The following is a 13549-nucleotide window of genomic DNA, read 5'->3' as shown; positions in this document are numbered from 1 at the left end:
CAGGCGCTTTTCAGGGGCGCGGGGAACGGCGCGACCGGCCACGACGGACCGCAGACGTCCCGCTGCCCCGAACGGCCGGACCAAGCGGAGCGGTCAGGCCGCGAGGTCGCGTTCCTCCGGCCCCGGTGCCTCGGTCCTGGCGCCCGGAACCACCGCGTCCCGCCCCACCGCCGAGCGCGAGCGGGACCGCACCAGCCATCCGCCCCACGACGACCGCCCGACCGCCGTCATCAGCGGCGTCAGCAGCGCCATCGCGACGGGCGAGAGCAGCAGCGCGACCGCCGTGCCGAGCGCGAACCCGCCCACCACGTCGGTCGGGTAGTGCACGCCCATGTAGACCCGGCAGAACCCTTCGAGCAGGGCCAGCCCGATGCCGACGAGCCCGAACCTGCGGTTGGCGACGAACAGCCCGACCCCCAGGGCCATGGTGATCGTCGCGTGGTCGCTCACGAACGAGAAGTCGGTCTTGCCGGACACCAGGACGTCCAGCCCCTGGTGGGTGCGGAAGGGCCGGGGCCGTTCGACGAAGCCCCGTATCGGCACGTTGACCAGCACGGCGAGCGCGGCGGCCAGCGGGGCCCACACCAGCGCGGCCACCGACGAGGCGGCGTCCTGCCCGCCCCGGCGCCGCACGGACCACCAGCACCAGACCACGAGCAGCACCATGGCGACGAGCAGCCCGTACTCCCCGACGTACGCCACCGCCCGGTCGAACCAGTGCGGCGCGTCCTTGGCCAGGCCGTTGATGTCGTAGAGCAGGTCGACGTCGGGGTTCGACCCGGATTCGGCGAGTCCAGCCATGGTGCTGCGGCTCCTTCGTCGTCTGCTGCCGGGCGCGCTCGCACACGCCTACGTGAACAGGAACGCACGGTCCCGCTTAGTACGTTCCACAGTCCACCGAATGATCACGCAGACGTTATCGAAGAGAGACACATCAGTGCAGCTCAGGGGGTGGGTTCACGCTCAGCTCACACCGTCGTGGGCAATGCTTTCGCGCCATCTTCGGTGACCCTCGTGGCCCCGAAGTACTCACCGGTGTCGATGGGGTCGAACCGGATCACGGCACCGGTCCGCGGCGCGTCGATCATGTAGCCGCCGCCGACGTAGATCCCCACGTGGTGGATGGCCCGGGAGTCGGTCGGGTCCGTGGAGAAGAACACCAGGTCGCCGGGGAGCAGCTCGTTCCGCTTGGGGTGCGGCCCGGCGTTGTACTGGTCGTTGGCGACGCGCGGCAGCGTGACCCCGACACTCTCGTACGCGGCCTTGGTCAGCCCCGAGCAGTCGAAACGCCCGTTGTCGGCGGCCGTTCCGTTGCCGCCCCACAGGTAGGGCGTGCCGAGCTTCTTCTGCGCGTAGTAGATGGCGCCCGCGGCCTGCTTGGAGGGGTCGACCCGGGTGACGGGCGCGGCGAAGCTCTCCTCGAGCGTCGTGATCGTCTTGACGTAGTTCCGCGTCTCCTTGTACGGCGGCACGCCCCCGTACTTGATCACCGCATAGGACCCCGCGTTGTACGAGGCCAGCATGTTTTCGGTCAGATTCCCGGGTACGTCCTTCACGTACGAGGCGAGCTGGCAGTCGTACGACGCGGCGGACGGGATGGCGTCCTGGGGGTCCCAGACGTTGCGAACGCCGTCGCCGTTGCCGTCGATGCCGTGCGTGGCCCAGGTGCCCGGGATGAACTGCGCTATCCCCTCGGCGGCCGCCGCGCTCCTCGCGTTCGGGTTGAACCCGCTCTCCTGGTAGAGCTGGGCGGCGAGCAGCGCGGGGTTGAGCGCCGGGCAGAGGTTGCCCCACTTCTGCACGATGGCCGAGTACGCGGCGGGCACGGCCCCCTTGGCCAGCGCCTTCGTCCCCCCGCCCACGCCGTTGACCAGGTTCCCGGCGACGATGTACACGCCGACGACGAGCAGCATCACGAAGGCCATGGCCGAGCCGACGGCAACCGTCGCTACGATCCATGCCTTACGCACCGTCAACCGCCCCTCACTGCCCGGGAGTCCGTTCGCCCACGTCAGTGTAGGGGCGCGTCCTGTGATACGGGGCGATCACCCAGAAGGAGAAAACAGCACGTGGCGACGCCGTACCCTCCGCAGAACCCGACGCCGGGGAACCCGTACGCCTCACAAGGGGGTTACGCGCCAAACGGCAGCCAATATGCGCCGTACGCCGCCCAGAACGGGGCGTACGCCCCCGTGCCTCACGGTGCGCCCCAGGGCTACGCACCGCCTCCCGGCGCCGTCTGCCGCGTCTGCGGCGCGGCGCCGGCCATGAGGGTGACGATACGTCAGCACACCGGCCTGCTCCTCGCCATGCGCTTCTCGAAGATGGAGGGGCCGCTGTGCCGCTCCTGCGGGGTGGCGATCCACCGCGACATGACCACGAAGACGCTCGCCGGCGGCTGGTGGAGCCCGGTCTCCCTGGTCTTCTTCGGCTGGGCCACCCTGCTGTGGAACCTGTTCGTCCATGTCCGCCTGACCAGGCTGCCGCAGCCGTCACCGTCGCCCACGGGCGTCGTGATGGACCCGGGCAGGCCCGTCTTCCGCCGCCCGGCGGCGTACGTACCGCTCGCGCTCCCGGCCCTCTGGCTCACCCTGTACTTCTGGAACCAGGCGAGCAGCACCTACTAGGGCCTGTTGGTCACGGATCGGCGGCGGCGTCCCGGTACAGCTCTGCCGCCTCCTTGCCCAGCACGACGCTGTAGGAGACGTCGTCCGTGGAGCCGCCCTTCTCGTGGCCGCCCAGGATCCCGACGACCTCCCGGTCCCCGTTGACCCACGGACTGCCGCTGGTGCCGCCCGACAGGCCGGGGCACTCGATCCGCTGCTGGGTGGGGCTGTGCGCGGTCGGCTTGTTGGTGCAGCTGACCGGCACCTCGCCGGTGTTCGGATAGCCGGTGATGGTGACGGCCGTCGCCCCGGTCGCCATGCCGGCCACGAACCGGTTCCCGCCGACGGCGTCCTCGACGCCCTTGCCGTCCCGGTCCTCGAGGACGGCGAAGGCGACGTCGCTGTCCTCGTCCTGCCCCTTTGCCCAGCCGTCGGGCAGGAACGACCGGTGGACGGTCCACACCCCGTACGGCGCCTGCCCGTCCCGGTACCCCGGCACGAACACGAGGTCCCCGTCCCCGTCCAGGCAGTGCGCGGCGGTGACGACGAGGTCGCGGTGCGGGCTGTGCACCACCGAGGCGGTGCAGAAGTGCCCGCCGGCCAGCGCTGGTCTGCGGTCGGCGTCGAAGAGCGCCCCCACGCGCGCGTTCTGGCCGCCCGCCGCCGCGGTCGCGGTCACGCCGAAGGGCCCGGGACCGTCGTCGGCGTTCGCCAGCGAGGACGAGGTGAAGGCCGAGACCAGGATCAGGACCATGGCGTACACGGGGCCGCTGATGCGGCGGTTGATACGTGAGGTGCGCTTCATCGGCACCCACTGTGACCGACGAAGGTGAGAAAAAGGTCTGCCGTTCACTGAGATCTCTCCGTGAACGGCGTTCGCAGCGCCCGGGGAGCGCGGCCTATCGGACCACCCGGCGACACACCCATGCCTTGCTGCCCTCCGTCCCACGCTCCCCCCGGGAACCACCTCCACCGTACTGGCGCACCGCTGAGGGCGCCTCCCCACGTCGCTGACCTGTGTGTTTCCTGTGTACGAGGTCAAGCAGCGCCCATGCCCGCCCCACCGCCCCGCCATCGATCGGCAACCGCCCAACCCCCTTCGGTAATGCGGAAGTCAGAACTCCGCATCGGCCTTGTTTGTCGCGTACTCAACAAGCGATGGTCTACGCGGGTCGCCGCCCCTGCCGGACCTCCCTCCGGCAGCCCCCCACCGCAGGCCTCTGCCCACCACTTCCAGGAGGCTGTACGTTGCGTACGACCACCCCCAACTCCCCCTACATATCCGGCAGATGGCGTCGCGTCAGCTCGGCCGCCGCGGCCACCACGGCGCTGGTGCTCGCCGGCCTCGGCACCGCCGTCCACGCGAACGCGGCCGCTCCCGCCGCGCCCCCGACCGACACCAAGGCCGTCGCCGCCCAGGTCGCCAAGGCCCATGTGCGCTACGAGAAGGCCTGCGCCGCGACCCCGAAGAAGGGCTACGCCGCCTGCGACGCCCTGCGCGTCACCGGCGGCACCACCGCCTTCATGGAGAAGCAGGCCGCGCTCAAGGGCGTCACGCCCCGGACCATCACTCACGACGCCGCCGCCTCCGACCCCACCGGCTACGGCCCCTCCGACCTCCAGTCCGCCTACGGCCTCGCCGACGCCGCCGCCTCCAGCGGCTCCGGCCGCACCGTCGCCATCGTCGACGCCTACGACGACCCCAACGCCGAGGCGGACCTGGCCACCTACCGCTCGTACTACGGCCTGAGCGCCTGCACCACCGCCAACGGCTGCTTCAAGAAGGTCGGCCAGACCGGCTCCACGACCTCCCTGCCCTCCGCCGACAGCGGCTGGGCCGGCGAGATCTCCCTCGACGTCGACATGGTCAGCGCGGCCTGCCCGAACTGCAGCATCCTGCTCGTCGAGGCCAAGTCGGCCTCCGACGCCAACCTGGGCACGGCGGTCAACGAGGCCGTCAAGCTGGGCGCCAAGTACGTCAGCAACAGCTACGGCGGCAGCGAGTCCTCGTCCGACACGACGTACGACTCCTCCTACTACAACCACCCGGGCGTCGCCATCACCGCCAGCGCGGGCGACAGCGGCTACGGCGCCGAGTACCCGGCCGCGTCGAAGTACGTGACCGCGGTCGGCGGCACCAAGCTCTCCACCTCCTCCGCCGCCCGCGGCTGGACCGAGAGCGTCTGGCGGACCAGCAGCACCGAGGGCACCGGCTCCGGCTGCTCCGCCGACGACGCCAAGCCCTCCTGGCAGACCGACACCGGCTGCGCCAAGCGCATGATCGCGGACGTCTCGGCCGTCGCCGACCCCGCCACCGGCGTCTCCGTCTACGACACCTACGGCGCCGACGGCACCGGCTGGAACACCTACGGCGGCACCAGCGCCTCGTCCCCGCTCATCGCCTCGGTCTACGCCCTCGCGGGCACCCCGGGCAGCGGCGACTACCCGGCCCAGTACCCCTACGCCGCGGCCGGCACCTCGGCCCTCAACGACGTGACCAGCGGCAGCAACGGCACCTGCGGCACCGGCTACTTCTGCACCGCCGGGTCCGGCTACGACGGCCCGACCGGCTGGGGCACCCCGGAAGGCGTCGGCGCCTTCACGGGCTGACGGCACCGGCGCACGACCTCCCCGTCGGGTCACGGGGAGCCGCCCGGACGAGGAGTACGTGGGGCCTCCTCGGCGGCACGGAGAGGAAAACGGGTCACGGCAGCCGGCCGCGGCCCGTTTTCCGTGCGTCCACCGCTGACTCTCCGTCACCGGCCGGACCGAAGCGACGAGTCGCAGTCCACCCGCCGTACCGGGATACTCTTCCTCCGTCACCCCGAGCACAGGGGCCCGACCCCTCACACTGCCCGATCGTCAGGAACGAATCGGGCCGTAACGGTGGTTAACGACGGAACCACACCCGAGGTTCCGCCCAGGCCTCATTGCCCGGCGTGACCTGCCGTGATACACAGAGTGACCTGACTGCTATTCGTACGAAACCCACCAGGCAATGACGCCAAGTCGACATACGACGGCGGCATTGTCGGCGAGAATGAGCCTGACCTCTGCGCACCCGCAGAGGACTGCGGAACTACCCACCAGGGGCGGTGACTTACATGCTCTTTGCGGCCGACAAGGGAGACATCAACACCATCATCGGCGGGATCGCTCCGGACTGGGGCCCCTTCGGCAGCCTGGGCAACGAGGCCAAGGTGATGATCGAGGTGGTCATGGCGGTCGCCATCCTCCTCTGCCTCGGCATCGCCATCTGGGGCGCCGCGAAGCAGCGCATCGGCGCGACGGCGCTGCGCGACACCTTCAGTGCCGAACAGGGCAAGGGCCTCATCATCGCCGGCCTCACGGGCGTCTTCATCATCGGCTCCCTGGGCACGCTGTTCACCATCGTGTACGGCATGGCCGTCTAACGTCCGCCGGCGGCAGGCGCCCAGCAGTCCTCTCCGGGCCCGCCCGGTCCCCCTCAACCCCCACCCGCCCGTCGTGCCCACCGGCAGAGGTTGCGTTTCCCTGATGTCGAGTCACCACACCGCGCCCACGCGGGAACCAGCCCGGCTACCGTCGTATGTCTACGAGGTGGAGAGGGCGTACGCGGTATGAGTCTCGGAGACGAGGGGCAGACCCGCACGAGGCTGCCCGAGGGCGGCGGTGACGTGTACGGAGGCGCACGGCGCGGCGGCCGCTCGTCCTCCCGGAGCCTGGTCACGGTGGTCGGCGTGGTCGTCCTGCTGATCGCAGCGATCGCCTTCGCGAACCGCGGAGGAGACGATTCCTCATCCTCGTCCCCCTCGGCCGACAAACCAAAGACGTCCGCCACCTCCCCCACCGGAACAAAGCCGGTCCAGTCCAACTACGCCCACGACCAACAGGGCGCCCAGAGCGCGGCGGCCAACTATTCGGTCGCGCTCGGCTCCAGCGACATGTTCAACACCGCGAGCCGGCACGACATCGTCAACGCCGTCTACGCCCCCGATGTCGCCGCGACGCGGCTGTCAGCGCTCGACAGCGCGTACTCCAGCGAGAAGTTCCTGACCAACATCGGCCTCGACAAGGACGGCAGAGCGCCGAACGGCCAGACCTTCGTCTCCCGAGTCGTTCCGGTCGGCACCAAGGTCACCGCTTTCAGCGCCGGCGCTGCCACCGTCGACGTCTGGTACACGTCGCTCTTCGGGCTGTCAGGCGACAGCTCGACCAACCCGGTGACGGAGAGCTGGTACACCACGACGTACCAGCTGAAGTGGATCGACAACGACTGGAAGGTCACCGACTTCCAGCAGAAGGACGGGCCCGTGCCGGTCGGGCGCGATCAAAAGGCTTCCACCGCCGACGACATGACGAAGGCCGTCGAGGAGTTCGGAGGTTTCACCTATGCGCGCTAACCCCCGCTTCCTGAGGATCACAGCCACCGTCGCCACCGTCCAGGCCTCTGCCGTGCTGCTGGCCACCCGGGCCTTCGCCGCACCGACGCCCAAGCCGACCACCAGCAACGACCCCTGCGACCTCATCCGGGGCCCCGCCAAGGACTACTGCGAACGCGGCAGCGGCGACAAAGGAACCGGTGGATCCACCAGTCTCGACCCCACCGGCACCCTCGACCCCCTCGCCTCCCTCGCCAAGGGCTGTGCCGATGCCGCCTCCTGGACCATCGACAAGCTCAGTGGCGCGGTGAAGGACACGGCGAACGTCGACTTCACGAACACCAAGTTCCTTCAGCAGTACGCCGTCGTCTTCGCCGCCTCCACCATCCTCACCCTCCTGCTGTGGCTCCTCGCCGTGGCCAAGCGAGCCGTCAGAGGCGTCCCCCTCACGACGGCCATCTCGGAGGCGATCGGGTTCCTCTGGCTGACGGTCCTCGCGTCCGCCTTCACCCCCCTGATCCTCTACACCGTCGTATCCGCCACCGACGGCATCACCGACGTCCTCGCCAAGACCACCGGCGACCAGACGGACACCTTTTTCGGCACGTTCTCCGGCGCCCTCGACAAGGGCAACAACATCGGCGGCGGCCCGATCATGCTGATCGTCGTCTCCCTGGTCAGCATCCTCGCCGCCGGCGTCCTGTGGCTCGAGCTCGTCATCCGCGCCGCGCTCCTGTACGTCGGCGCCCTCCTCGGCACCGTCGTCTACGCCGGCCTGGTCGACAAGAACCTGTGGGGCCACGTCCGCCGCTGGGCGGGCATCATGATCGCGGTGATCCTGGTCAAGCCGGTCATCGTGATCGTGCTCGGCCTGGCCGGCGCGCTGTCCACCGACGGCGGCCCCGACTCCTTCTCCGCGGTCGTCTCCGGCCTCGCCATCATCCTGCTCGCCATCTTCGCCAGCGCGATGATCTACCGCTTCGTCCCCGGCTTCGGCGACGAGATCGCCAACGGCCGCAACAACCGCATCATGCAGGGCGCCGAGGGCAAGGCCGCGGCGGTCATCAGCTCCCCGGCCACCATGGTCGCCCAGGGCATCAAGACCCACAGCGCCCGCGCCAACGACAACGGAGGCGGCGGCCAGTCGTCCTCCGGCGGCGCCCGCCCGGCCAACCCGGCCACCGGCGGAGTCGCCGCGCACAGCACCCGGACGTCGAACGGCGGTGGCGGCGGATCCGTCCCCTCCGCCGCACCCGCACCCCGTTCGTCGAGCCCGGTGAACACCCCGCACGCAAGCAGCACTCGCAACAGCAGTACCAACCGCACTGGAGGTGAAGGGCGTTGACGACCGAGTCCCACCTGTCCCATCCGGTCACGCCCCGCCGTACCTATCTCATCGGCCGCGCCCGGCCGAACGCGATCGTCGGCCGCAACCGCGAGTCCGGCGAGATCGTGCTGATCATCGCGGGCGCGTTCCTCGGCATGATGTGCGGGCTCATCGTTCCCGTCCTCTCCCTGCGCATCGTGCTGCTGATGGGCTTTCCGCTGATCGCGCTGGCCGCGGTCTACGTGCCGTACAAGCACCGCACGTTCTACAAGTGGTTCGAGATCAACCGCAGTTACAAGCGCACCCTGAAGCAGGGCACGGTGTACCGCTCGGGGGTCGTCGAGGCCGGCACCCGGCTCGACGGCCGCGAGATCGAGATCGGGCCCCCGCCCGGCATCGGCCGCATCACCTGGCTCGCCGCCCCCTTCGGACCGGACGAGATCGCCGTACTGCTGCACGCGGACCGCAGGACGGTCACCGCGGCCATCGAGATCGAGGGCCCGGGCGTCGGCCTGCGCGACTCGGAGGACCAGGAAGCCCTCGTCGACCGCTTCGGCACCCTGCTCAAGCACGTCGCCAACGGCGACGGCTTCGTCACCCGCCTCCAGATGCTCGCCCGCACCCTGCCGGCCGACCCGGACGCGCACGCCAAGGACGTCGCCGTCCGCGGCGACGAGAAGGCCCTGGGCTGGCTGCAGGAGTCGTACGACCAACTCCAGTCGATGGTGTCGACGAGCAGCGAGCAGCACCGCGCCTACCTCGTCGCCTGCATGCACTTCACCCGCGAACTCGCGGCCGAGGCGCACGCGATGGCGCGGGCCGCCCGCCCGCAGAGCGGCCGCAAGCTGGACCGGGACGCGGGTCTCGCGGTCGTCATGGCGCGCGAGCTCACCGACATCTGCTCGCGCCTCCAGGAGGCCGACATCCGGGTGCGCCAGCCCCTCGGCCAGGGACGCCTCGCCTCCCTGGTCCACTCCATGTACGACCCGGACCACCCGATCGACCACATCCAGGCGATGACCAAGCGCAACGCCTGGCCGGCCGAGCTGGACGCGATGGAGCCCACGTACCTCCAGGCCAAGACCCGGGAGTCGGCCACGCGCGCCCCCTGGTGCCACGCCACCGCCTGGGTGAAGGAGTGGCCGATGACCCCGGTGGGCGTCAACTTCCTGGCCCCGCTGCTGGTCCACACCCCGGACGTCATCCGAACGGTCGCCGTGACGATGGATCTCGAGCCCACCGAGGTAGCCATCGAACGCATGCTGACCGAGAAGACCAACGACGTGGCGGAGGCCTCCCGCGCCGCCAAGATGAACCGCACCGTCGACCCCCGTGACATCGCCGCCCACAACCGCCTCGACCAACGCGGCGAGGACCTCGCCAGCGGCGCCGCCGGCGTCAACCTCGTCGGCTACATCACCGTCTCCTCCCGCTCCCCCGAGGCCCTGGCCCGCGACAAGCGGACCATCCGGGCCTCGGCCGGAAAGTCGTACCTGAAGCTGGAGTGGTGCGACCGCGAGCACCATCGCGCGTTCGTGAACACGCTCCCGTTCGCCACCGGCATCCGAAGGTAGGGACCACAAGCATGCGGGATCCGCTGTCCGTCCTCACCGACGCCTTCACGGCCTTCCTGTTCGGGAAGGTCGAGACGACCCGCCTGCCGGTGCGCACCTCCACGGGCCAGGCCCAGGCGGTCTACCTGCCCACGGCCGCACCCGGCCTCGGCGACTCCGGCGTCATCATCGGCCGCGAGGTGTACTCCGGCAAGGGGTACATCTACGACCCCTTCCAGCTCTACGGCCAGCAGCTGCCGGCCCCCCACTGGCTGGTCCTCGGCGAGTCCGGCAACGGCAAGTCGGCCCTGGAGAAGACGTACGTCCTGCGGCAGCTGCGCTTCCGCGACCGCCAGGTCGTCGTCCTCGACGCCCAGGGCGAGGACGGCGTCGGCGAGTGGAACCTGATCGCGGAGGAGCTGGGGATAACTCCCATCCGGCTGGACCCGACGGCGGCCCTGGACCACGGGATCCGGCTCAACCCCCTCGACCCGGCGATCACCACGACCGGCCAGCTCGCCCTGCTGCGGACCATCATCGAGGTGGCGATGGGCCACGGCCTCGACGAGCGCTCCGGCTTCGCCCTCAAGGTCGCGCACGCCTACGTCAACGAGACGATCGTCGAGCGCCAGCCGGTCCTCACCGACATCGTCGAGCAGCTGCGCCACCCCGAGCCGGAGTCCGCCGAGGCGATGAACGTCGCCACCGACGACGTACGGGCCTGGGGTCTGGACGTCGCCCTGGTGCTGGACCGTCTGGTCGACGGTGACCTCAGGGGCATGTTCGACGGCCCGACGACGGTCGGCATCGACCTGGACGCGCCCCTCATCGTCTTCGACCTGTCCCACATCGACCGCAACTCCATCGCCATGCCGATCCTGATGGCGATCGTCGGCGTGTGGCTGGAGCACACCTGGATCCGCCCCGACCGGAAGAAGCGCATCTTCCTGGTCGAGGAGGCCTGGCACATCATCAACAGCCCCTTCGTGGCGCAGCTGTTCCAGCGGCTGCTCAAGTTCGGCCGACGCCTGGGTCTGTCCTTCGTCGCGGTCGTCCACCACCTGTCCGACGTGGTGGACGGGGCCGCGGCCAAGGAGGCGGCCGCGATCCTGAAGATGGCGTCGACCCGCACGATCTACGCCCAGAAGGCGGACGAGGCACGGGCGACCGGACGGGTGCTGGGCCTGCCCCGATGGGCCGTGGAGATCATCCCCACGCTCACCCCGGGCATCGCGGTCTGGGACGTCAACGGCAATGTCCAGGTGGTCAAACACCTGATCACGGAGACGGAACGTCCGCTGGTCTTCACCGACCGCGCGATGACGGAGTCGTCCACCGACCTCACGGACGACGCCCTGCACGCCGCCGAGCTGGAGGCGGAGGAGCGCGCGGCCGCCTTCGTGGAACAGCATCTGAGCGACTACGAGGGCCCGTCCGAGTCGACGGTGGCGTAGGGGAGGGCGGGACGTGGTGAGACCGGACGACCGCGGACGGGACGGCCAGGGCGGCATCCCGGACGGCCTCCTGCTCGGCATACTCGCCTTCCTGCTCGGCATGACCCTGCTGGTGTGGTCGGCCACGGGCTTCGCCGGCTGGTTCGCCAAGGGCGGCTGGCCGCAGGGCGTCACCTTCGTCCGCACCCCCCTCGCCATGCGCCACCTCATCGGCCGGCCGCACGACATCCCCGGCGCCTGGCCCGACACCCCGAAGACCCAGCTCTCCGGATACGGCCTCTTCTGGGGCCTGTTCATCGGCCAGCTGATGGTGCTGGTCGTCCTGACCGTGTTCGTGATGGGAACCGTCGCCCGCTGGCGCGCGGTCCGCCTCCAGCGGCGCATGGAACGGGCGGCCGGGCACCGCGCGGCCCAGGACCACACGGCCGTCGAGCAGCCCGCTCCGGCGGCCGCCCCCGCCCCCGAGCCCCTGCCGGCGCACCACGAGGTACCGACCCCGAGGACGGCACCACCGCAGCCGGAGACCACGGTCCTGCACGAGGAAGCGGCCCCCACCACCCCCCTCTTCGGCGGGGAACCCGTCACGGCCGGCCAGGAACGCCTTGTCGTCGCCCCGCGGGAAAGCCGCCAGGCGACCGCCACCCAGGCCGTACGCGACGCGGAGGGCGCCGCCCTCGTCATCACCTCGAACCCCGCGGTCTGGTCGGACACCAAGGACGCCCGGCAGAAACTGGGCCCCGTCCTCCTCTACGATCCCGCCCACCTCTGCGACACCCCGGCCCGTCTGCACTGGTCCCCCACGGCCGGCTGCGAGGACAAGCAGACGGCGACGGCCAGGTCCGCCGCACTGCTCGCCGCGATCCGCCCCACGGCCAAGCTCGACCAGGCCCTCGCGGCGACCGCCGAAACGCTCCTGCGCTGCTATCTGCACGCCGCGGCCGTCGACGGCCGCACCACCCGCCATGTCCACCGCTGGGCCCAGGGCGCCCAGGTACAGGACGCGGTACGCATCCTCCGGACGAACCCCAAGGCGGCTCCCGGCTGCGCCGGCGAACTCGAGGCCGCGCTCACCGCGCACCCCGAACGTCGCGACATGGCACAGGAGTTGACCAGCAGAGCACTGTCCTCCCTCTTCACGGTCAACATCCGAGAGGCCTGCACTCCAAACCGCACCGATGCCCTCGCCTTGGATTCCTTCGTCCACGAAGGGGGCACGCTTTATGTAGTGGGGGAGTCCATCGAGGACCCCAGGACCAATCCGGGGGCGATGCCCCTCCTGACGGCCCTCGTCTCCAGCGTGGTCGAGCGCGGCCGGCACATGGCCGAACGGTCATCCTCCGGTCGCCTCGACCCACCACTCACGCTCGTGCTCGACGATGTGGCCGCCGTGGCTCCGCTTCCCCAGCTCCCGGAGCTGCTGGCCACCGGAGCGGAGCGAGGCCTGCCGACCCTGGCCCTGCTCCGCTCCCGAGAACAGGGCCGCTCCCGCTGGCCGCACGACGAACTCCCGGTCTAGCGCACCGGGTTCGGCGCGTCAGCCGGCGTCCCGCTCGACGGCGAACTCCAGCTCGGACTCCGCGGAGTGCTGCCCCAACGGCACGGTCACCCCGGTCGGCTCGAACCCGACCTTGCGATACAGCCGCTGGGCCCGTCCGTTGTCCTCGTGCACGATGAGCCGCACCCGCTCGGCACCGCGCGACCACGCCCACTCCAGCCCGGCGTCGAAGAGCACCTCGGTGAGCCCGATGCCCCGGCACTCGGGCCTGACGAAGACGCCCACGACATGCCCCTGCGTCCGCTCCACGGGAAACCCGGCCCAGTCGGTCGTGCCGACGTCCTCGATGAGCACGGTCAGCGTCCCGACCCACTCCCCGTCGGGCCCCTCGGCGATGATCTGCTGCGCCCCGGTCGCCCCTTCGGCGGCACCGACGGCCCGCTCCTGCCAGAAGGAATCCGGCCGCGCCAGCGCCTCGTCGTACGTCTCCAGAAAAGCCAGATGCGCTACGGCGTCCTGCAGCGCGGCAAGCCGCAGGGCCTTCGCCGCGGGCCACTCGTCGACGTGTATGGAACGGACCTTGTAGTTCATGCTCGCAACGGTAGCGGAACGCAGAAAACCCCCGTACCGATTATTGGTACGGGGGTTTTCTCAAAGATTGTTCGGCGGCGTCCTACTCTCCCACAGGGTCCCCCCTGCAGTACCATCGGCGCTGTAAGGCTTAGCTTCCGGGTTCGGAATGTAACCGGGCGT

General features: G+C 70.2%; 12 protein-coding genes and 1 rRNA gene. 8 read left to right on the top strand and 5 right to left on the bottom strand.

Annotated features, from left to right (window positions below):
* Positions 1-93: 93 nt before the first annotated feature.
* Together ACFU97_RS05350 and ACFU97_RS05345 are read right to left on the bottom strand one after the other, a co-directional pair.
* Entirely contained in the window at positions 94-801 is a 708-nt protein-coding gene (locus tag ACFU97_RS05350; protein WP_384251173.1) for a phosphatase PAP2 family protein, read from the bottom strand.
* A 167-nt stretch (positions 802-968) separates the two neighbouring features.
* Complete coding sequence (locus tag ACFU97_RS05345; protein WP_384251170.1) at positions 969-1976, bottom strand: NlpC/P60 family protein; 1008 nt, start codon at positions 1974-1976, stop codon at positions 969-971.
* A 291-nt stretch (positions 1977-2267) separates the two neighbouring features.
* On the opposite strand from ACFU97_RS05345, the gene ACFU97_RS05340 reads away from it, so the two are divergent.
* Positions 2268-2627: a hypothetical protein gene (locus ACFU97_RS05340; RefSeq protein WP_384251167.1), complete on the top strand. Its 360-nt coding sequence runs from the start codon at positions 2268-2270 to the stop codon at positions 2625-2627.
* A 10-nt stretch (positions 2628-2637) separates the two neighbouring features.
* Here ACFU97_RS05340 and ACFU97_RS05335 read toward each other — a convergent pair whose 3' ends face one another.
* Positions 2638-3411 carry a trypsin-like serine peptidase gene (locus tag ACFU97_RS05335; RefSeq protein ID WP_384251165.1) on the bottom strand — a complete coding sequence of 258 codons (774 nt, stop codon included), beginning with the start codon at positions 3409-3411 and terminating at the stop codon, positions 2638-2640.
* A gap of 443 nt (positions 3412-3854) precedes the next feature.
* On the opposite strand from ACFU97_RS05335, the gene ACFU97_RS05330 reads away from it, so the two are divergent.
* The 7 genes from ACFU97_RS05330 to ACFU97_RS05300 all read left to right on the top strand — a co-directional run bounded on the left by ACFU97_RS05330 (position 3855) and on the right by ACFU97_RS05300 (position 12817).
* A complete protein-coding gene (locus tag ACFU97_RS05330; protein WP_384251162.1) occupies positions 3855-5216 on the top strand; it encodes a peptidase S8 in 1362 nt (453 codons plus the stop codon).
* A 494-nt stretch (positions 5217-5710) separates the two neighbouring features.
* Positions 5711-6019 (top strand): hypothetical protein, encoded by a 309-nt coding sequence (locus ACFU97_RS05325; RefSeq protein WP_003991275.1) that lies wholly within the window; start codon positions 5711-5713, stop codon positions 6017-6019.
* A gap of 186 nt (positions 6020-6205) precedes the next feature.
* A complete protein-coding gene (locus tag ACFU97_RS05320) occupies positions 6206-6988 on the top strand; it encodes a hypothetical protein (protein ID WP_384251159.1) in 783 nt (260 codons plus the stop codon).
* The gene (locus tag ACFU97_RS05315; protein ID WP_384251156.1) at positions 6978-8312 is read left to right on the top strand and encodes a hypothetical protein; all 1335 of its coding nucleotides are present in this window, start codon (positions 6978-6980) and stop codon (positions 8310-8312) included. Before ACFU97_RS05320 ends, ACFU97_RS05315 begins: the two co-directional genes overlap by 11 nt.
* Positions 8309-9868 (top strand): SCO6880 family protein, encoded by a 1560-nt coding sequence (locus ACFU97_RS05310; RefSeq protein ID WP_384251153.1) that lies wholly within the window; start codon positions 8309-8311, stop codon positions 9866-9868. Before ACFU97_RS05315 ends, ACFU97_RS05310 begins: the two co-directional genes overlap by 4 nt.
* A gap of 11 nt (positions 9869-9879) precedes the next feature.
* Positions 9880-11301: an ATP-binding protein gene (locus ACFU97_RS05305; RefSeq protein WP_384251150.1), complete on the top strand. Its 1422-nt coding sequence runs from the start codon at positions 9880-9882 to the stop codon at positions 11299-11301.
* A gap of 16 nt (positions 11302-11317) precedes the next feature.
* Positions 11318-12817, top strand: coding sequence for a type IV secretory system conjugative DNA transfer family protein (locus ACFU97_RS05300; RefSeq protein WP_384251983.1), 1500 nt, complete (start codon positions 11318-11320; stop codon positions 12815-12817).
* An 18-nt stretch (positions 12818-12835) separates the two neighbouring features.
* On the opposite strand, the gene ACFU97_RS05295 is transcribed toward ACFU97_RS05300, so the two are convergent.
* Positions 12836-13387, bottom strand: coding sequence for a GNAT family N-acetyltransferase (locus tag ACFU97_RS05295; protein ID WP_384251147.1), 552 nt, complete (start codon positions 13385-13387; stop codon positions 12836-12838).
* Positions 13388-13456: 69 nt separating this feature from the next.
* Positions 13457-13549, bottom strand: a 5S ribosomal RNA gene (gene rrf, locus ACFU97_RS05290); the annotation flags it as partial.

Source organism: Streptomyces sp. NPDC057616 (assembly GCF_042800575.1).
Lineage (GTDB): Bacteria > Actinomycetota > Actinomycetes > Streptomycetales > Streptomycetaceae > Streptomyces.
The sequence above is the reverse complement of the archived record's forward strand: the minus strand, read 5'-3'. Positions and strand labels throughout refer to the sequence as shown.

Excerpts from the sequence above, each read along its gene's own strand:
- ACFU97_RS05350 (WP_384251173.1), bottom strand. The coding sequence starts at position 801 with ATGGCTGGACTCGCCGAATCCGGGTCGAACCCCGACGTCGACCTGCTC.
- ACFU97_RS05295 (WP_384251147.1), bottom strand. The coding sequence starts at position 13,387 with ATGAACTACAAGGTCCGTTCCATACACGTCGACGAGTGGCCCGCGGCG.
- ACFU97_RS05315 (WP_384251156.1), top strand. The coding sequence starts at position 6,978 with ATGCGCGCTAACCCCCGCTTCCTGAGGATCACAGCCACCGTCGCCACC.
- ACFU97_RS05305 (WP_384251150.1), top strand. The coding sequence starts at position 9,880 with ATGCGGGATCCGCTGTCCGTCCTCACCGACGCCTTCACGGCCTTCCTG.
- ACFU97_RS05320 (WP_384251159.1), top strand. The coding sequence starts at position 6,206 with ATGAGTCTCGGAGACGAGGGGCAGACCCGCACGAGGCTGCCCGAGGGC.
- ACFU97_RS05340 (WP_384251167.1), top strand. The coding sequence starts at position 2,268 with ATGAGGGTGACGATACGTCAGCACACCGGCCTGCTCCTCGCCATGCGC.
- ACFU97_RS05325 (WP_003991275.1), top strand. The coding sequence starts at position 5,711 with ATGCTCTTTGCGGCCGACAAGGGAGACATCAACACCATCATCGGCGGG.
- ACFU97_RS05335 (WP_384251165.1), bottom strand. The coding sequence starts at position 3,411 with ATGAAGCGCACCTCACGTATCAACCGCCGCATCAGCGGCCCCGTGTAC.